This is a genomic window from Acinetobacter pengchengensis, assembly GCF_982235305.1.
In genome coordinates this window covers 702,404-722,457 of record NZ_CEVATJ010000001.1, presented here as the reverse complement: position 1 = coordinate 722,457, position 20,054 = coordinate 702,404, and the positions used below count along the sequence as shown (strand labels likewise).

19 protein-coding genes and 2 pseudogenes are annotated in these 20,054 nt (G+C 42.5%); 11 read left to right on the top strand and 10 right to left on the bottom strand.

The genetic code is table 11. The features are described from left to right. Positions 1–50 precede the first annotated feature (50 nt). The 4 genes from AC0T5Z_RS03525 to putP all read left to right on the top strand — a co-directional run bounded on the left by AC0T5Z_RS03525 (position 51) and on the right by putP (position 4,155). The gene (locus AC0T5Z_RS03525) at positions 51–968 is read left to right on the top strand and encodes a patatin-like phospholipase family protein (protein WP_291338812.1); all 918 of its coding nucleotides are present in this window, start codon (positions 51–53) and stop codon (positions 966–968) included. Between the two features lie 129 nt (positions 969–1,097). Continuing rightward, positions 1,098–1,583, top strand: coding sequence for an NfeD family protein (locus AC0T5Z_RS03520; protein WP_019837036.1), 486 nt, complete (start codon positions 1,098–1,100; stop codon positions 1,581–1,583). Position 1,584: 1 nt separating this feature from the next. Next, a complete protein-coding gene (locus AC0T5Z_RS03515; RefSeq protein ID WP_004972306.1) occupies positions 1,585–2,442 on the top strand; it encodes an SPFH domain-containing protein in 858 nt (285 codons plus the stop codon). A gap of 222 nt (positions 2,443–2,664) precedes the next feature. Then, complete coding sequence (gene putP / locus AC0T5Z_RS03510; RefSeq protein WP_435337670.1) at positions 2,665–4,155, top strand: sodium/proline symporter PutP; 1,491 nt, start codon at positions 2,665–2,667, stop codon at positions 4,153–4,155. Between the two features lie 102 nt (positions 4,156–4,257). On the opposite strand, the gene bfmS is transcribed toward putP, so the two are convergent. Next, the gene (bfmS, locus tag AC0T5Z_RS03505) at positions 4,258–5,925 is read right to left on the bottom strand and encodes a sensor histidine kinase BfmS (protein WP_435337671.1); all 1,668 of its coding nucleotides are present in this window, start codon (positions 5,923–5,925) and stop codon (positions 4,258–4,260) included. A 66-nt stretch (positions 5,926–5,991) separates the two neighbouring features. Beyond that, the gene (gene bfmR, locus AC0T5Z_RS03500) at positions 5,992–6,708 is read right to left on the bottom strand and encodes a response regulator transcription factor BfmR (protein ID WP_096902057.1); all 717 of its coding nucleotides are present in this window, start codon (positions 6,706–6,708) and stop codon (positions 5,992–5,994) included. 588 nt (positions 6,709–7,296) lie between these two features. On the opposite strand from bfmR, the gene AC0T5Z_RS03495 reads away from it, so the two are divergent. The 7 genes from AC0T5Z_RS03495 to tnpC all read left to right on the top strand — a co-directional run bounded on the left by AC0T5Z_RS03495 (position 7,297) and on the right by tnpC (position 14,714). Next, positions 7,297–10,119: a ribonucleoside-diphosphate reductase subunit alpha gene (locus AC0T5Z_RS03495; protein ID WP_435337672.1), complete on the top strand. Its 2,823-nt coding sequence runs from the start codon at positions 7,297–7,299 to the stop codon at positions 10,117–10,119. Between the two features lie 271 nt (positions 10,120–10,390). Beyond that, positions 10,391–10,516, top strand: coding sequence for a hypothetical protein (locus AC0T5Z_RS03490; RefSeq protein ID WP_004732081.1), 126 nt, complete (start codon positions 10,391–10,393; stop codon positions 10,514–10,516). A 60-nt stretch (positions 10,517–10,576) separates the two neighbouring features. Then, complete coding sequence (locus tag AC0T5Z_RS03485) at positions 10,577–10,711, top strand: hypothetical protein (protein WP_266097251.1); 135 nt, start codon at positions 10,577–10,579, stop codon at positions 10,709–10,711. Between the two features lie 139 nt (positions 10,712–10,850). Then, a complete protein-coding gene (locus tag AC0T5Z_RS03480) occupies positions 10,851–12,134 on the top strand; it encodes a ribonucleotide-diphosphate reductase subunit beta (protein WP_291338816.1) in 1,284 nt (427 codons plus the stop codon). A gap of 185 nt (positions 12,135–12,319) precedes the next feature. Beyond that, complete coding sequence (locus AC0T5Z_RS03475) at positions 12,320–12,703, top strand: transposase (protein ID WP_019836977.1); 384 nt, start codon at positions 12,320–12,322, stop codon at positions 12,701–12,703. Next, positions 12,700–13,035 (top strand): IS66 family insertion sequence element accessory protein TnpB, encoded by a 336-nt coding sequence (gene tnpB, locus AC0T5Z_RS03470; protein WP_000618091.1) that lies wholly within the window; start codon positions 12,700–12,702, stop codon positions 13,033–13,035. The genes AC0T5Z_RS03475 and tnpB overlap by 4 nt, the downstream gene beginning before the upstream one ends. 74 nt (positions 13,036–13,109) lie before the next feature. Further along, entirely contained in the window at positions 13,110–14,714 is a 1,605-nt protein-coding gene (gene tnpC / locus AC0T5Z_RS03465; RefSeq protein ID WP_473786261.1) for an IS66 family transposase, read from the top strand. 248 nt (positions 14,715–14,962) lie between these two features. Here tnpC and lysM read toward each other — a convergent pair whose 3' ends face one another. From lysM to AC0T5Z_RS03425, 8 genes and pseudogenes are all read right to left on the bottom strand, one after another. Further along, complete coding sequence (lysM, locus tag AC0T5Z_RS03460; protein ID WP_435337861.1) at positions 14,963–15,421, bottom strand: peptidoglycan-binding protein LysM; 459 nt, start codon at positions 15,419–15,421, stop codon at positions 14,963–14,965. A 10-nt stretch (positions 15,422–15,431) separates the two neighbouring features. After that, positions 15,432–16,578 (bottom strand): annotated as a pseudogene (locus tag AC0T5Z_RS03455) (IS3 family transposase). Between the two features lie 89 nt (positions 16,579–16,667). After that, positions 16,668–16,736: pseudogene (locus tag AC0T5Z_RS03450) on the bottom strand (peptidoglycan-binding protein LysM); the annotation flags it as partial. 248 nt (positions 16,737–16,984) lie between these two features. After that, complete coding sequence (gene acpP, locus AC0T5Z_RS03445; protein WP_179993624.1) at positions 16,985–17,221, bottom strand: acyl carrier protein; 237 nt, start codon at positions 17,219–17,221, stop codon at positions 16,985–16,987. 83 nt (positions 17,222–17,304) lie between these two features. After that, positions 17,305–18,039, bottom strand: a complete 735-nt coding sequence (gene fabG, locus AC0T5Z_RS03440) for a 3-oxoacyl-ACP reductase FabG (RefSeq protein WP_019837736.1) — start codon at positions 18,037–18,039, stop codon at positions 17,305–17,307. Beyond that, on the bottom strand, positions 18,036–19,022 hold the full coding sequence (fabD, locus tag AC0T5Z_RS03435) for an ACP S-malonyltransferase (RefSeq protein WP_291338818.1): 987 nt from the start codon (positions 19,020–19,022) through the stop codon (positions 18,036–18,038). The genes fabG and fabD overlap by 4 nt, the downstream gene beginning before the upstream one ends. 204 nt (positions 19,023–19,226) lie before the next feature. Beyond that, positions 19,227–19,412 (bottom strand): 50S ribosomal protein L32, encoded by a 186-nt coding sequence (gene rpmF / locus AC0T5Z_RS03430; RefSeq protein ID WP_000290730.1) that lies wholly within the window; start codon positions 19,410–19,412, stop codon positions 19,227–19,229. 76 nt (positions 19,413–19,488) lie between these two features. Continuing rightward, complete coding sequence (locus tag AC0T5Z_RS03425) at positions 19,489–20,046, bottom strand: YceD family protein (RefSeq protein ID WP_291339532.1); 558 nt, start codon at positions 20,044–20,046, stop codon at positions 19,489–19,491. Between the last annotated feature and the right edge of the window lie 8 nt (positions 20,047–20,054).

The following is a 20,054-nucleotide window of genomic DNA, read 5'->3' as shown; positions in this document are numbered from 1 at the left end:
TTTTTTGTTCAGATGGGCGCAATATTCTTTGATCTAAATTTAGATTTGATATGCAACTGATTCGTTATTCTTTAGTGGGCGTACTAGCTCTAACTTTGGCTGGCTGCGACAAAACAACAAAAACACCGCCAAGCACCACACCTATCCAAGCACGTGAACCTGTAATTGCACTGGCGCTGGGTGGCGGTGGTGCTAAAGGTTTTGCACATATTGGCGTCATTAAAGTTTTAGAGTCTCACGGGATTAAACCCAAAATTGTCACAGGCACCAGTGCAGGCAGCTTTGTCGGCAGTTTATATGCCAGCGGAAAAAGTCCTTATCAGCTCCAACATATTGCCCTGACCTTTAAAGAATCCGACATTCGTGATTTAACCTTAAACCGTCAGGGTTTTATTGCAGGTCAAAAGTTACAAGACTTCGTCAATCAACACGTGGCGAATAAACCAATTGAAAAATTTCCAATTCGTTTTGCTGCCGTTGCCACACGTTTAGATAATGGACGTAAAGCCGACTTTATTAAAGGTAATGCAGGTCAAGCTGTACGCGCCTCTTGCAGTATTCCGAATGTTTTTGTGCCTGCCACCATTGGCGGAACGCAATATGTTGATGGTGGCTTGGTCAGCCCGATTCCCGTACAAACGGCTAAAGCGATGGGCGCCGATTTAGTCATTGCGGTAGATATTTCTGCGCGTCCTACAGGCAATCAACCTGTCAGCATGTGGGGCTTACTCGATCAAACTTTAAACATTATGGGGCAGCAAAGTATTCATCAGGAATTGGCACAAGCCAATATCGTGATTCAACCGAAAGTTGGACATATTGGCACACTGGATTTAAAAGCCAGTAACCAAACCATTTTAGAAGGTGAAAAAGCCGCCCAATTACAGGTCAAAGCAATTCAGCAAGCCATCACCAACTTTAAAAAATCACCTGCCGCGCTGAAACCTGCACCGCGTCCGAAATTTTAGGATTCAGTGATTTTTTTAATATTCATAAACTTATTGATCTGTTAAAGTGAAGAGAGCGCATCTTTTAAGTCGATGCGTTTCTCTAAGCAACTAGAATCAACCAATCGTAAAAAATACGCGAGTAGATGTATGGAATTCGTTCTTGAACCTTGGCACTGGTTTGTACTAGGCGTTTTGTTAATGCTTTCAGAACTGCTCTTGCCTGCGTTTGCCGCTTTATGGTTTGGCATTGGGGCAATCATGGTCGGTATTTTATACTGGATGTTCCCCATGATGGGCACCACTACCCAATTGGTGATGTGGATTATCTTGTCGGTACTGTGTACCTTGGCGTGGTTTAAATTTATAAAACCCTTATCTACCGATAAAACCAAAGCAGGCTTATCACGCGAAGCCACCATTGGACAAATTGGTATGGTCATTCAAACCAACTTGGAACATGATCAAATTAAAGTCCGTTTCCCCATGCCTGTACTTGGTTCAGACGAATGGAACTGCCGCACCACGAGCCCTGTGCAAGTGGGAGATCGGATTCGCGTGATTGATATTTTGGGAAATGATTTAGTGGTGCAGCCGCATCACAGCGCACATGACAACGAAAAAGTGAGAAATTAAAATGTCTGGTGGATCTATTATTGTTTTAGCGATTTTAGCCTTTGTTGGAATTACGATTTTTAAAGGCGTGCGAATTGTTCCGCAAGGTTATAAATGGATTGTGCAACGTCTGGGTAAATACCACACCACACTTGCACCGGGACTCAACTTCGTCATTCCTTATGTCGATGAAGTGGCCTATAAAGTCACCACCAAAGATATTGTGTTAGATATTCCATCTCAGGAAGTCATCACCCGTGACAACGCAGTTCTTCTTATGAATGCGGTTGCGTACATTAACCTCACGACTCCTGAAAAAGCAGTGTATGGTATTGAAAACTATACTTGGGCAATTCAAAACCTGGTTCAAACCTCATTGCGTTCTATTGTAGGTGAAATGGATTTGGATGATGCCTTGTCTTCACGTGATCACATTAAAGCCAAGCTCAAAGCAGCCATTTCTGATGATATTTCAGACTGGGGGATTACTCTTAAAACAGTAGAAATTCAGGATATTAAACCATCACACACCATGCAAGCAGCGATGGAAGAACAAGCTGCAGCAGAACGTCAGCGTCGTGCTACCGTAACCAAAGCTGATGGTGAAAAACAAGCGGCTATTTTAGAAGCCGATGGTCGTTTAGAAGCTTCGCGTCGTGATGCAGAAGCGCAAGTAGTATTGGCAGAATCTTCACAACGTGCCATTGAAATGGTCAGCTCTGCGGTGGGTGATAAAGAAATTCCTGTAGCGTACTTATTGGGTGAGCAATACGTGAAAGCCATGCAAGATATGGCTAAATCTAACAATGCCAAAACTGTGGTCTTACCTGCAGATGTCTTGAATACCATTCGTGGTGTTATGGGGCGTAATAATCCTTAAGCAAATCAGATAAACATCAAGATGATAGGCAGCTTTCAAGCTGCCTATTTTTATGCGTATGCAGAAAAAAATCTGAAATATTTTTTAATGTATGGTTAAATTTCGCGTTTATTGATGAAATCAACACCGCAAATGAGAAGTCTGCACTCACAAAATTGAGTGACTCACGTCTAGCAGCGGTCTGTATTTTAATCGACTGTCCAAAACCCAAATGGATACTATATGAGCGCACTCAACCCCACCATTATTACTTTCCTGTTTTATATTGTCGCCATGATTGTGATTGGTTTATTGGCTTATCGCGCGACTCGAAATTTCTCGGACTACATTTTAGGTGGTCGTCGTCTTGGCAGTTTTGTTACCGCACTTTCTGCAGGCGCATCCGATATGAGTGGTTGGTTGCTGATGGGCTTGCCCGGCGCCATTTATCTTTCAGGTTTGTCTGAAATTTGGATTGCGATTGGTCTGATTATTGGCGCATGGTTAAACTGGCTTTTGGTGGCAGCTCGTTTACGGGTACACACCGAAGTACAGCACAATGCACTGACTTTGCCTGATTATTTTTCAAATCGTTTTAATGATCAAAGAAAAATCTTAAGGATTGTATCTGCCTGCGTAATTCTAGTTTTCTTTGCAATTTATTGTGCTTCGGGCATGGTCGCTGGGGCGCGCTTATTTGAAAGTATGTTTGATTTGCCTTACAGCACTGCATTGTGGATTAGTGCCATCGCGACCATTAGCTATGTATTTATTGGTGGTTTCTTGGCAGTCAGTTGGACGGACACCATTCAGGCTGGCTTGATGATTTTTGCGCTCTTGCTAACCCCAATCATTACCCTGCTCAGCTTTTCTGACCTCAGCCAAGTTACACTTGCTTTAGAAGCAGCTCGTCCGCAGGCACTGAATTTAGTCGGTGATTTAAGCTGGGTCGCGATCATTTCACTCATGGCATGGGGATTAGGCTATTTTGGACAGCCACATATTTTAGTGCGTTTTATGGCGGTTGATTCAGTCAAGTCTATTCCGAATGCACGTCGTATTGGTATGACATGGATGACATTATGTTTAGGCGGTGCGGTGGCTGCAGGCTTTTTTGGTATCGCCTACTTCCAACAACATCCTGAACTGGCAGGTGTGGTCAATGCCAACCCTGAAACAGTATTTATGGAACTGACCAAAATTTTGTTTAATCCGTGGGTAGCAGGTGTAGTACTGGCTGCAATTTTAGCTGCTGTGATGAGTACCCTAAGCTGTCAACTTTTGGTCTGCTCAAGTACTTTAACTGAAGATTTTTACAAATCTTTCCTGCGCAAAAACGCTTCACAAAATGAATTGGTCTGGGTCGGACGTGGCATGGTTCTCATGATTGCACTGCTTGCTATTTGGATGGCAGGCAATCCTGAATCGAAAGTCTTGGGATTGGTTTCTTATGCTTGGGCAGGCTTCGGTGCAGCATTTGGCCCGCTGATTATTCTGTCTTTGTTCTGGAAACGCATGACTTTAAATGGTGCATTGGCAGGGATGGTTGTTGGCGCACTAATGGTGATACTTTGGAAAAACCTTTGGGCAGATACAGGTATTTATGAAATTATTCCAGGTTTTGTGTGTTCTTGGACTGCGATTGTGGTGGTGAGTTTATTGGGCAAAGCACCAAGTCATGAAGTGACAGACCGTTTTGAACAGGCCGATCAGAAATATAAAGAATCGCACTAAGCTGTAAATTGATCAGCTTAGATATTTAAAAAACGATAAAAAACCAGTGCCTTGAACTGCACTGGTTTTTTTATGCCTGAAATTAGTTTTGTTGCACTCAAATCAAGTCAATGAATCGGTAGTTTTTTCTTTCTCTGCTGCGGCTTTTTTTCTTGACTTTCGAAACCGTTTGGCCGGCCAAACCATCGTAAAACGTGCACCGCCCAAGTTCGGACTCTGATCGACTTCAACTTTCCCACCAAACCAATAAGCAATGCGGCTCACAATAGATAACCCTAAACCGTAACCACCTGAAGCACGAGTACGGCTGTCATCTAAACGGGCAAAAGCTTCAAATACACGTGCACGGTCTTGTTCAGGAATCCCTGGCCCATCATCTTCCACACAAACATAGGCCATGCCTTGCTCGTTAATGCCGCCACTAATCAAAATTTTATGATCACAGTAACGGACTGCATTGCCCACCAAATTCTGTACCACACGGTGCAGGTAACGGCGTTCAGCTTCCACTTCCAACGTTACAGGTGGTGCAAGCAACTGAATATCTTTTTGAGTTTTCAGCGCTTCGGTTTCCGTTACCACCTGCTCTAGCACTTCAACCAAAACAATTTTTTCAATCTCTAAAGATGGCATGCCCTGTTCAAGCTTGGCATAGGTCATGATCTCATCAATCAAGGTGTTTAAAGCCTCGATATCTTTATCAATCATTTCGACTTGCTGTAAGCGGTATTCATAATCATCTTCTTCTGCCAACATTTCCATACCAAAACGGATACGTGCCACAGGCGTGCGCAGTTCATGCGATACCGCACGCATCAGTTCACGCTGCGCCTCAATCAAACGCTGAATATGGTCGGACATGCTGTTATAACTCGATGCTAAACTTGCCATTTCATCTCTACCATCTACAGGCAAACGCATGTTTAAATCGCCCGATTTAGTACGATCTAAGGCATAGTTCACTTGGCGAATCTTACGCTGCATAGGCAAGATCAGTCCGTAAACCCCTAAACTCAACATAAACATACTGAGCAAGGTAATGCCTGCTGCCAACTGGAATGGCATCCAGTTAAATAACGGTACAGGCCCTAAAACCAAAACTTCTGAGGGGGAGTTTGGCATCGGTGACACAATCGAGATAGTTGTACCACGCACAGTGGCATTATCACGATATAAAATAATGCTGTGATCGAGTCTTAAACGACCAATCTGCTCTGAATCGAGTGGAAGTTCCTGAATATTTTTAATATTGACTGGATAAGAAAAGTGCTGCTGAATTTTGGCCAGATATTCTTTTTCCTGACCAGGGTAATACACCAAATAATCTAAAACAAAAATCGGCAATGCTTTCATTTGCCGTTCTGTGATTTTATCTGCCTTGATATATAAATAATGACTTGGATCATCTTTCATGCCCAAAATAATATAGGCAATCATATTTTCGGCATCATAGCGCACAGCGGCTTTACGTTCTTTAATCCGTCTAAGCTCTGCGCGCGACAAATCTACTTTGTCTGCCTGCACATAATAGATGGGCAATTCCAGCAAATCGGATGCGTCAGAAATCCAGTCTTTCTTTTGCTGTTCGTTTTGCTGTCGTGCAATCCCTTCACTAATAATATAAGCCATACCATCAGTTAAAGACTCACGATATTCTTGCGCACGCTGATAGTTGATGATTTGCACCAATAAGTACGCCAAAATGGCAACTACTGCAACTAAGATCACCAATCCTGCATATATGCGCAAAAATATACTGTGTTTAAGCACAAAACCTGTCCTATGTGACTTATTTTATATTTGAGTCAGTATTATTTGACTCAGTAAAAATGCGTATTACATGCCGTTGGTTTCTTTAACGAACAAATAACCTTTACTGCGCACAGTTTTAATACGTTTTGGATTTTCAGGATCATCACCAATTTTTGGACGAATACGCGAAATACGCACATCAATTGAACGGTCTTGACCGTCATATTCAATACCACGTAAGCGTTCAAAAATGTCTTCGCGAGAAAGAATGCGTCCTGCATTTGAAGCCAACAACCACAATAAGTCATATTCAGCGCTGGTAAAGTCAACCAACTCACCATTTAAAGTCACAGAACGGCCGCCGTTATCAATCACTAAATCATCAAATTCAATGCGCTGTGCGACTTCATCTTCAGTCACTTTGTCGGTACGGCGTAATAAAGCACGAATACGCGCCAACAATACGCGCGGCTGCACAGGTTTTGCAACATAGTCATCGGCACCCATTTCCAAACCTAGCACCTGATCCATATCTTCAGTACGCGCAGTCAGCATTAAAATCGGTTGATGATAATGTGGACGAACTTCACGACAAATGGTTAAACCATCGGCGCCTGGTAACATCACATCGAGCACCACAAGATCTGGTTGCTCGGCAATAATACGGCGAATCGCGCGGTTGCCATCTGGTTCTACCCCAACTTCTAAACCATTACGAATTAAGTATTCCTGCGTAAGTCGTGCAAGACGTTCATCATCTTCAACAATTAAAATTTTTGGTAACTTTTCTTCTTGACTCATAGTCTGTCCCTTTATTGGATTCAACCTATCCTTTTAAAATCTGAGAGATAGGTCTTGATATAGTTTGCAATATACACACGTTTACATTGTAAACAAGATACTGTTCACCAAACTGATACATCTGCGTAGTATTTTGTTATATTTTTATTAAGCATTGAATTTATAGTACTTTTCTAATTTTAGTGATTTTTAAATAGGTTTGAAAAATATTAGGTTACAAAATGGTTTTTTTTGCACTAGATCAAGCTCTTGCTTGATTTAAAAAAATTATCTCTTAACTTTTCAAGTTATCCACAAGGTTATCTATAAGCAGTTTTTCCGAGCTTTGCTATGCTATGCCCTTGCCTGATAAGGCTTATAGCCCAAAGGACAAAAATCGGTATTTTTGAGATAAATCTTAATTCCAAATCAGTCAAAATTTAAAAGAAAAAGTCAATATTGATCTACCCTCAATTTTCCCGTATCTTGTGTTCAATTCAATTTTAAACCACTAAGTCTTGTGTTTATCCCTCAATCACTGCGGCCTAAATTTTGCCCAGTTTAATGGTCCATAAACATAACAATAGATGACAATGGAGCTATGCTGACATGAGCGTAATCACCTCAACCCCTGGTCAATTACAAGTGATTAAACGCACTGGTGATGTTGCCGCTTTTGATGCTGAAAAAATTGCAGTTGCAATTGGCAAAGCGTTTTTGGCTGTAGAAGGTCAACAAAGCGCCGATTCAAGCCGCATTCATGATCGGATCGAACAACTGACTGAAATGGTGTTGAACACATTCAACCGCCGTTTACCGTCTGGCGGAACCATCCATATTGAAGAAATTCAAGATCAAGTTGAACTTGCGCTTATGCGTACAGGCGAGCAAAAAGTTGCTCGTGCTTATGTCATCTACCGTGAACAACGCTCAGAAGCACGTAAGCAAGCAGGTGAAAATCATCACCCGACGTTACAAGTGACCGACGCAAACGGTCAGCTTAAACCACTAGATTTAAGTGCTTTAAAAGCAACCGTGAATAAAGCGGCAGAAGGTTTAGAAGGCATTGATGTAGATGCCATCATTGATGAAACCGTAAAAAACCTCTACAACGGTGTAAAAGAGTCAGACATCTCAACCACCATGATGATGGCGACCCGTACCCGTATTGAGCAAGAGCCGAACTATACTTATGTGACTGCACGTTTATTGCGTAATGACTTAGTGGCAACAGGTTTAGAGTTTTTAGGTTTGGCAACAGATACACCTGAAGGCGAAGCATTAGAAACTTTCCTGAAAAAAGGTATAGAGCTTGATTTGCTTTCTGCAGACTTACTTGAGTTTGACCTTGACAAACTTGCTGCAGCGATTCAGCCTGAGCGCTCAAACCAATTTACCTATTTAGGTCTGCAAACTTTATTTGACCGTTATTTCATTCACTCAGATGGCGTACGATTTGAACTTCCACAATTATTCTTTATGCGTGTGTCAATGGGTCTGGCGCTTAATGAAGATGACCGTGAAGCACGTGCAATCGAGTTCTATAACTTATTGTCTAGCTTCGACTACATGGCATCTACGCCTACCCTGTTTAATTCAGGTACGCTACGTCCACAGTTATCAAGCTGCTATTTAACGACCATTGATGATGACCTGTATGACATTTATGGCGCTATGCGTGATAACGCAATGCTATCTAAATGGGCAGGCGGTTTAGGTAATGACTGGACGCCAGTGCGTGCCTTGAACTCATACATCAAAGGGACTAACGGTAAGTCACAAGGTGTTGTTCCATTCCTGAAAGTGGCAAACGATACTGCTGTTGCGGTCAATCAAGGTGGTAAGCGTAAAGGTGCAGTCTGTGCATACCTTGAAACTTGGCACTTGGACATCGAAGAGTTCCTAGAGCTACGTAAAAATACTGGTGATGACCGTCGTCGTACGCATGACATGAACACTGCGAACTGGGTTCCTGACCTGTTCATGCAACGTGTATTCGAAGATGCAGAATGGACACTGTTCACACCATCTGAAACACCAGACCTACACGACTTAACGGGCGAAGCTTTTGCTGAGCGTTATGCACACTATGAAGCAATTGCAAAAGAAACAAACATGTTGCACAAGAAAATCCGTGCAAAAGATTTGTGGCGCAAAATGCTGTCGATGCTGTTTGAAACTGGTCACCCGTGGATCACATTCAAAGACGTATGTAACTTACGTTCACCACAACAACACGTTGGTGTAGTTCACTCTTCTAACTTGTGTACAGAAATCACATTAAATACAAGCAAAGATGAAATTGCGGTATGTAACTTAGGTTCGATCAACCTTGTACAACACGTTCAAGGTGGTGTGTTAGACCGTGAAAAGCTTGCACGTACAGTAAAAACAGCGGTTCGTATGCTCGACAACGTGATCGACATCAACTACTACGCGGTACCACAAGCACGCAATTCAAACTTGAAACATCGTCCTGTAGGTATGGGCATCATGGGCTTCCAAGATGCACTTTATGAAATGAACTTGGCTTATGGTTCAGATGCTGCAGTTGAATTTGCCGATGAATCTATGGAAGTGATTAGCTACTACGCGATTCAAACGTCTAGCGACTTGGCGGTTGAGCGTGGTACTTACGAAACATTTAAAGGTTCATTGTGGGATCAAGGCATCTTACCAATTGACTCTTTAGACATTGTGGCGAAATCGCGTCCAGAACGTATGTTTGAAGTAGACCGTACACAGCGTTTGGATTGGGACAGCTTACGTGCCAAAGTTCAAAAAGACGGTATGCGTAACTCAAACGTGATGGCGATTGCACCGACTGCAACCATTTCAAATATTTGTGGCGTTTCTCAATCTATTGAGCCGACATTCCAGAACTTATATGTGAAGTCGAACTTGTCTGGTGAATTTACAGTAATCAACCCTTACCTCGTTCGTGCATTGAAAGAACGTGATTTGTGGGATTCTGTAATGGTGAATGATCTGAAACACTTTGAAGGTTCAGTACAAAAAATTTCACGTATTCCTGAAGAGTTGAAAGCAATCTTCGCGACTGCGTTTGAAGTTGAGCCGCGTTGGATTGTGGATGCTGCATCACGTCGTCAAAAATGGATTGATCAGGCGCAATCGTTGAACTTGTATATTGCAGGTGCAAACGGTAAGAAACTTGACCTGACTTATAAAATGGCATGGTTACGTGGTCTGAAAACGACTTATTACCTACGTGCATTGGGTGCGACTTCTGCAGAGAAATCGACCATTAACACAGGTGCATTGAACGCAGTAAAACCTGCAACCGTAACTGCAGCTCCTGTGGCAGCCGTTGCACCAGAAGCAGCTGCAGCAGTTGATGAAGATTTTGCTCAAGCAGCGCCAGTGCCAATGGCATGTTCAATTGACAACCCTGATTGTGAGGCATGTCAGTAATCTGACAGGTTTTAAATCCTCCCCGACCCTCCTTTAATAAAGGAGGGAGAAAATCCCCCTTTCCAAAGGGGGCTTAGGGGGATTACGAAATTCAGGCAATAAAAAAGCCCTCTAGCGTCCGTCAAAACTAACTAGAAGGCTTTCAATCTCGAAGTGATACCAAGATGGTCACAACGAGGCTGGCATAAGTAAATGCGTGAACGGATTGTATCATCGATTCGAGAAACGAGCCAGTAAGAGTCATCTTAAATTTGTAATGGAGATTATCTCTATGGCTACGAAAAAAGTTTCTCGTGATGCAGGAACTGGTCGTTTCGTAACTGAAGGCTATGCAAAAAAGCATCCTAAAACTACAGTTACTGAAACAATCAAGCCTAGTAAATCATCTAAAAAATGATTTAAACGTGAATCCTAGTTTCGGCTAGGATTCACAAACTAAAAGTAAAAGGAACCCACCATGCCACACATGACCCACAACTATATGTTAGGACTCGCGGTGTTGCTGGTTTCCTTTGTGGTGTTGTTTTACGCACCGATTGCTTACTTTTGGGTACAAGCGGTGAAACAAAAGCGAAAGCAAAATAAGTCGTGAGCAAGTTGGTCGGAATGTACATTTTTCAGACCAAGATGAGCAAAACTTAATTTTGCTTTCACAAATTAAGCGTATATTAAGACATCTCAGCGTGGCTGGATGTCCATAAAAGATATAAAGCAACGAAGAGAGAATTGATATGTCTATCCTAAGTTGGGACGATTTCGAAGATGATTCGCAAAAACCGGCTGCTCTTGAACACAAGCCTGCGCCCGTCGAGCCGCAAAAAGCGTATGATACGCAGATGGTATCTGATGCAGAGCAACCACAGACGCCTGTGGCAGCTACACAACCCGCTGCAGCCCCTAGAAGTGGAGCAACAGATTCAACCGATCCGTTGGCAAGAGCATCTAACGCTCTAGAACAACTGGATGTTGCTCCAGGTCTTGAAGAGTTGGAAATGGGTGCGTCACGCGTACAGGTTGATGATAAAGCCATGATCAACTGTCGTGCAGACTTAAACCAGCTTGTACCGTTCAAATATGAATGGGCATGGCAAAAATATCTAGATGGTTGCGCAAACCACTGGATGCCGCAAGAAGTCAACATGAACCACGACATCGCGTTGTGGAAGTCTGAAAATGGTTTAACTGAAGATGAGCGTACCATTGTAATGCGTTCACTTGGTTTCTTCTCTACTGCAGACTCATTGGTTGCTAACAACTTGGTATTGGCTATTTATCGCCACATTACCAACCCTGAATGCCGCCAGTACATTTTGCGTCAAGCCTTTGAAGAAGCAATTCATACTCACGCTTACCAGTACTGCATCGAATCTTTAGGTATGGATGAAGGTGAAGTCTTCAATATGTACCGCGAAGTACCATCGGTTGCACGTAAAGCAGCATGGGGCTTGAAGTACACGCAATCTTTAAGCGATCCTACTTTCAAAACAGGTACACCAGAAAACGACCAAATTTTGCTACGCAACTTGATCGCATTCTATTGTGTACTTGAAGGTATTTTCTTCTACTGCGGTTTCAGCCAAATCTTGTCGATGGGTCGTCGTAACAAAATGAACGGTGTTGCAGAGCAATTCCAATACATTTTACGTGATGAATCTATGCACTTGAACTTTGGTATCGACATGATTAACCAAATCAAGATTGAGAACCCACACTTGTGGACTTCAGAATTCCAGCAAGAAGTGATTCAAATGATTCTTGAAGGCACAATGCTTGAAATTGAATATGCGCGTGACACTATGCCACGTGGTGTATTGGGCATGAACGCAGGCATGATGGAAGAATATTTGAAATTCATCTGTAACCGTCGTTTAAGTCAGCTCGGTTTACCTGAACAGTTTGTTGGCGTAAACAACCCGTTCCAATGGATGTCTGAAATGATGGACTTGCGTAAAGAGAAGAACTTCTTTGAAACGCGTGTGACTGATTATCAGACAGGCGGTGCGTTGAGCTGGTAATACCGTGCCGCATAACGCGACACATAAGTTGTCTTAAAAAAAACCGCCATTCATGGCGGTTTTTTTAAAGATACAATCTAGTATTTTATGGCTTTGTTGGTAAGCATCCGGCTAACACAGCCTTACCAAGCGATCCTATAAGCCTTAATTTAGTTCCCACCTAAAAACAAGTGGGGACTTAATCCATGAACATGGATATATATTCAGCAACACCTCCTGTTGCTAAAAAACGCAGAACATACAGCAAAGAATTCAAACTCAGTATTGTCAATGCCTGTAAAAATCCTAATACCTCGATCGCTTCGGTCGCACTGCAACATAGTATTAATGCCAACCTTGTCAGTCGTTGGATCAGGATCTTCAGCCATCATGATGGTGCCGTGCAAGATCCTACTCATGTGAATCCAGCATTTATTGCTTTGCCTTACACTGCTGCAATCAGCCAACCTATTGATGAGAGGATCACGTTGTGTATCACCGTGCCTCATACGAATAATGATATTCAGCTAAAATGGCAGACATCAGAAATACCTGCCTTGGCAGAATTACTCAAGGCACTTGCAACATGATCCGCATTGATGAAATCTGGTTGTCTACTCAGCCCATGGACATGCGTGCAGGTATGGATACGACCATGGCCCAGGTGGTGAGAGCCTTTGGCTACATCAAACCGCATTGTGCTTACCTGTTCTGTAATAAACGTGGCCATCGCATGAAAGTGTTGGTACATGATGGACTGGGCATCTGGCTGTGTGCCCGGCGTTTGGAACAGGGTAAATTTCACTGGGCTCAAGTTCACCAAGGTGAAACCGTGGCCCTCAGCCCGGAACAGTTACAGGCATTAATCCAAGGTTTGCCCTGGCAGCGCATTGGACGACAGCAGGTAGTGACGATGCTCTAAACCAAGCTCGACCATTCTGCCATCCTCCAAACGTTCTATTTCATTCTCTTCATGACCTCAGGCATACTGCGGTCATGAATACACTGCCTGACTTAAACCAACTGACCCATGAACAACTGCTGGAATTTACCAGACAGTTGGCAATGCAGCATCAGTCTCTGGCACAATCAAATCAAGAATTAGAAAAATCAAACCAGCAATTGGATGCCAAAGTTCAGCATCTTTCTATTCTCAATCAAAAATACGAGCATGAACTGGCGCTGTTTAAAAAGCACGAATTCGCCCAAAAGAATGAACACTTAACGGCAAAACAAATCCATCTGTGGGATGAAGCGGTTGAAGAAGATATTGCCGCGGTTGATCTAGAACTGGAACGGCTAAATGCAGATAAAACCAATGCAGCGACACAGAAAGCCAAAACCAATAAACCTAAACGTCGACCACTGCCAGATCATCTACACACCATCCGTATTGAGCATGAACCTGCATCAACCCAATGTGCTTGTGGCTGCCAACTCCGTCGTATCGGCGAAGATGTCAGTGAAAAACTGCATTTCAGACCGGCACAGTTCTATAAGGAACAGCATGTGCGTGGTAAATGGGTCTGTGATCAGTGTGACACTCTGACTCAGCAAGCGATGCCCGCCTATGTGATTGATAAAGGCATTGCTTCACCTGAATTGCTCAGCCATGTGCTGGTATCGAAGTATGCCGATCATTTGCCGCTGTACCGTCAACGTCTGATCTATCAGCGGGCGGGAATCGAACTTTCTAGATCAACTTTATCTGACTGGATAGGTCGCTGCGGTGTAGAACTGGAACCTCTGGCCAATGCCTTAAAAGAGGTGGTACTACAACAGCAGGTGCTGCATGCAGATGAAACACCGGTCACCATCATGCGGATGGGTGAGAATAATAAAAAACCGAAGAAAGGTTATGTCTGGGCCTATGCCACTACACAGTACAATCCAGTTCAGGCGGTGATCTATGACTTTCAGGATAGTCGTTCAGGCCAGCATGCTGAAGAGTTCTTGAAAGGCTGGCAGGGCTATCTAGTCTGTGATGATTACAGTGGTTATAAAGCACGCTTTAAATCAGGCGATGTCATTGAGGTGGGCTGCATGGCGCATGCACGTCGTAAATTCCATGAACTGCATGTAACTGGGAAAAGTCAGGTCGCTGAACAGGCATTAGTGCTGATTCAGAAACTGTATGCGATAGAAGCAGAGCTCAGGAAAAAGACCGATGGTACAGCGGAAGACCGCCGCGAATACCGACAACAGCATAGTCAACCAGTGATGCAACAACTATATGAATGGCTCAACCAACATCATCTGACAGTGCCATCGAGTTCTCCCACCGCCAAGGCCATCAATTACACTCTGAAGCGTTGGCCAGCTTTAAGCCGCTATCTGGATGATGGCAATCTACCGATTTGCAATAATTGGGTCGAGAATCAGATGCGTCCCTGGGCGTTGGGGCGCAAGAACTGGCTGTTTGCAGGTTCGCTGCGCAGTGGTCAGCGAGCGGCAAACATCATGACGTTAATCCAGTCAGCGAAGCTGAATGGCTTGGATCCGTATGCCTATTTAAGTGATGTGCTGAAAAGGCTGCCGACACATAAAGTGACCCAGATTGAAGAATTGCTGCCGCACTGCTGGAAACCTAAATCGAATTAAAAAATAGGTATGGGATTCAGCGGACGCTTACCTTTGTTGCACAAATACATAACACTATGATTGTATTATATTTATTAAAGTTTACACAAACATTTAAAAATCACTATCTTGTAAAATTTTCATACAACAAAGCCTTTTTTTACTACTTTTGTTCAGTATGCGGATAGGACAATAATCAATTACCCAAAAAACGAAAAAAACAATAAAAAAGGCACATCATGCGCCTTTTTTATTCAAGTTACTTACATTTAAGCAGGAATACGCAACACTTGCCCTGGAAAAATGTCATCGGCATTTTTCAATAATGGACGGTTAGCTTCAAAGATTTTGTTGTATTGGTTAGCATCCCCATAAAATTCTTTAGAAATTTTAGACAAAGTATCGCCTGATTTTACAGTATAGAACTTACTTGCTGGTTCTGGTGTTGCAACGGTAAGTTGATCATCCACTTGTGCAACGTGGTCAATATTTCCCACAGCAAGAATAATTTTTTCACGATCTGCCTGACTGTTGACCTGTCCACGCACTGTCGCTAAGTCAGTGGTTGCGTTATAGCTGACCGATAAACCTGTAATTGGCAAACCTAAGCTTTTTACATGCCCCAAAAGTTTATTGGCAATTTCTTGTGCAGAAGGTTCTGCTGGTGTGCTTGGTGCAGAGGTGGTCCCACTTGTTTGAACAACTAAAAGCTTATTTATAAGTGATATTCTGCTCTAGTTAAGCTACCTTGTTTTGTTGGGGTAGCTGATCATAGTAAAACTCATTTAGCCTTGCGAAGCAGTGCTTCTCATGTCTAGACTCGAATGAGGTCGTTTCAAATTATAAAACTCAAAATATGCACTTAATTGCTTTTTCGCATCTGTGACACTGCTATAAGCTTTGAGATACACCTCTTCATATTTAACGCTCCGCCATAATCGTTCAACCATCACATTATCTACCCATCGACCTTTACCATCCATACTGATTTGAATGCCATTTGATTTCAATACATCAATAAATGCATCACTGGTGAACTGACTGCCTTGGTCTGTATTCAATATTTCAGGTGATCCATATTTTTCAATCGCTTCATTTAAAACCGAAATACAAAAATCCACCTCCATACTAATCGATACCCTATGCGCAAGTACCTTGCGGCTATGCCAATCAATCACAGCACATAAATAAACAAAGCCTTTTGCCATAGGGATATACGTTATATCCGTAGACCACACTTGATTACTGCGCTGAATAGCCAACCCTTTGAGCAGATATGGATATTTACGGTGAGCTTGATTAGCCTGGCTTAAATTTGGTTTGCAATATAACGCCTGAATACCCATTTTCTTCATTAAAGTACGTGTATGACGTCGTCCTATATGATGCCCTTGACGATTCAACAAATCACGCATCATACGACTGCCTGCAAAAGGATATTGCATATGTAATTCATCAATACATCGCATCAGCTTCAGATCTGATGAGCTAACAGGTTTTGGGCGATAATAATAACAACCACGGGAGACTTTCAGCAGCTTAGCTTGCTTAGATACTGAAATCTGAAGTGAGTCGTCGATTAACTTTTGTGGTTGAAGCGGCCCAGTTTCTTCAACACACCTTCTAAAAAATCAATTTCTAATGCCTGCTCACCGATTTTTGCATGTAACTTTTTAAGATCAATGGGGGGTTCTGATGGAGCTTTTGATTGATCGAAAGCTTGCGAGGAAGCTGAGATCAATTGATTTTTCCAGTCAATAATTTGGTTTTGATGAACATCAAATTCAGCACTCAATTCAGCAAGTGTTTTTTCTGCTTTAATCGCAGCAAGTGCTACCTTAGCTTTAAAATCATTTGAATGATTTCTTCTTGGTCTACGTGCCATAAAATACTCCATATATTGATGTTTATAACATCATTTGAGGAGCAGAATATCACTTATAGGAGTTGTTCAAATTTACGGATCCATCTCTGTGCAGTTTGTGGCTCTGCAGGTGCTGTATTTTTCTTACCAATCCCTTTTACAAAATCAAAAAGACCCATGAGGTACTCCTATTTTTTCTGCTGTTATAAAGCGTCGCTTATTTACATAAGCACGTGTCAGTTCTGATTCATTTATAACTAAAAAATAAGTCACTTCGGTTGTGATTAGACACGAGCTTGGTAACAAAATTTAAACTAAATCACATATTTAACAAAATGCACCCTCTTCATATTCGATTGTAAAAACGACAGCACATAAAAAAGCCACCTTGCGGTGGCTTTCATTTCAGCAGTGCTGAAATCAACAATTAACCAAGTTTTTTAGTTACGTAGTCAATTGCTGATTGAACTGTTGTGATTTCGTTAGAATCTTCGTCTGGGATTGTGATGTCAAAATCGTTTTCGAAAGACATTACAAGCTCTACTAAGTCTAAAGAGTCAGCACCTAAGTCATCCATAAAAGATGCTTCGTTTTTGATTTCTTCAGCTTTAAGACCAAGTTGTTCTGCAACCGCTTGTTTAATGCGTTGTTCGATATCGCTCACAGGAATTCTCCTCATTGCTTGTGGCGTTTTTAATGCCGTTAGTTTAATTGAATCTATAAAATTTTGAAAGTTTATAGTTGAGCTTAGCTCATGTATAAACCACCATTTACGTGTAACACTGTACCAGTGATGTAACCAGCTTTGTCTGAAGCCAAGAAACTCACTGCATTTGCGATATCTTGTGGATCACCTAAACGGTTTAATGCCACTTGCTCACTCATTTTTTTGCGAATTTCTTCACTTAGCTGATCTGTCATTTCAGTTGCAATAAAGCCCGGAGCAACCGAGTTTACTGTAATTTGACGACTGCCCATTTCTTTAGCAAGGCTTCGGCTGAATGCTTCAATACCGGCTTTTGCTGCAGAATAGTTGGCTTGGCCTGGGTTCGCAAAATGTGCCACCACAGAACTAATATTAATAATGCGTCCAAAACGTGCTTTGGTCATGCCTTTCAAGACACGTTTAGATAAACGGTAAACGGCCTTTAAGTGAATGTTGAGAATGTCATCCCAATCATCTTCTGACATACGCAGTAACAAATTATCTTTGGTGATGCCCGCATTGTTGACCAATACCAAAACTGAACCATAGCTTTGTTCAATGTCAGAAACTAAGGCATCAATGGCAGCGCCATCACGAACATCTAAAACTTTACCTGCACCGTTTTCTGCAAAACTTGCCGATAATTTTTCTGCACCCGCTTCAGAAGTGGCAGTACCTACCACAAAAAAACCGTCTTGAATAAGTTGCTGAGCGATGGCTGCACCAATCCCTCGGCTTGCACCTGTGACTAATGCAACTTTACGTTCTTGTGTCATGCAATTTTCCCTTCTGCCACCAAAATGGCATTTAGCGCATCTTCCATACGACTTTGCGTGTCGAGTGGGAATGCTTTTTCAATATTCGGTAAACGCTTCGCAAGATTCGCCAATACGTTGCCTGGTCCACATTCCACGATATATTCAATACCCTGATCTTGTAGGTACTGCATGGTTTGTGTCCATTGTACCGATTGATACAATTGTGCAGTGAGTGCCTGACCTAATTGCGCAACATCTGTCGCGATTCCAGCGTTGACATTTTGTATTACAGGAATACGCGGTAGCTCAATGGCAGTTTGTTCCAAAGCTTGTGCAAACTGTTCGGCAGCAGGTTTCATCAATGAACAGTGCGAAGGTACAGATACAGGCAGAGCAATGGCTTTACCACCATTTTCTTTGGCCAATGCCATTACAGCTTCGACTAAAGTTTTATCACCTGCAATGACCACTTGCCCTTGCGCGTTGTAGTTGGCTGCTTCTACCGAGCCGCGACCTTGCACATTGACTTGTTCGCATAGCTCTAGCACTTTGGCATCATCTAGACCCAAAATAGCAGCCATTGCGCCCTGACCTTGTGGTACAGCGTTTTGCATTAACTTACCACGTAAGTTCACCAATTTGACTGCATCGCCCAAGCTCAAGCTGCCTGCAGCAACTAATGCACTGTATTCGCCCAATGAGTGCCCAGCTAAGTATTTTGGTGCAACACCACCCAACTCTAACCACACACGCCATAATGCGATACTTGCAGTGAGTAATACCGGCTGAGTAAATTCTGTTTGGTCTAAACCTTCGCCACTTTGTGCAATGTGCCATAAGTCAAAGCCAATTGCTTCAGAGGCTTCAGCAAATGTTTCGCGCACACCGCTAAACTGTTCTGCAAGCTCAGCCAACATACCGGCTTTTTGTGAGCCTTGACCAGGAAAGACAAATGCAGTTTTAGTGGCTTGAGCTGCTTGATCGAGTCGTTTAGCAGACATAAAAAATCCTTTAATTAAGATGCGCAAATTGTAGTTTTTAGCAGCTACAACCCACACCTTCTCATGTAAGCTCAGTTATGGAGCGAAAATTTAACACTTAATTTTGCTTTTAGTAATTGCCAAATACAACAAAAATCGGGCACAAAAAAAGGGAGCTTACGCTCCCATTTTTTCTACTAAGCTTGACGCTTAATACATCACCAATTATTCAGCATCTGCTGCTTTAGCGAATAATTGACGACCACGGTAGAAACCATCTTTAGTTACGTGGTGACGACGATGAGTTTCACCAGTAGCTTGGTCTACAGTTAATGCATTCTCGGTTAAAGCGTCATGTGAACGGCGCATGTCACGGCGAGAGCGACTTTTACGGTTTTGCTGAACGGCCATGATGGCTCCTTACAAAGATCGAAAAAATGGATCAGAACAAATTGAGTTGTCTTAACTGCAAATTATAACATAATTTTCAGTTAAGTTTACCTTTCAAACTTGCCAAAACATCAAACGGATTATCACGTTTTTCTTCGGCAATGTTCTGAATAGCAGGTTGATGCTTATGCTCGCAAGCGCCATGCTTAGGAGGTAAAGGCAACAACAATAACAATTCATCTTCTATAAGTGACAGTAAGTTAGCCGTCGCAGGCGAATCATAATCGCCTTTGATGGTGGCTTCACTCTCACCTAATACAATGAAATCAGCATCCTCATCCAAGCGCTCTATCAGTGACTCATCATCCACAAGAGCTAGATGAAAATCTGAAACGAGTTCTATCTCTACAGAACCCAAGCAGCGCTGGCATTCCATTGGAACTTTCGTTTCAATATGACCATCTAGCCATACAATGCGATGATACGCATCCATTGATAGCTTACAGTCTATGTTAACCAATTGATCATCAATTGATCCAACAGCTTCAAGGACAATACGAGCAAAGCGAGACAATGGCAGGTTACCTGACCATGTAAAGCCCTGTTCAGCCCATTTAAACGGCTCAATCTGTGCCGGAAAGGTATTTGCTGACATAATTAAGG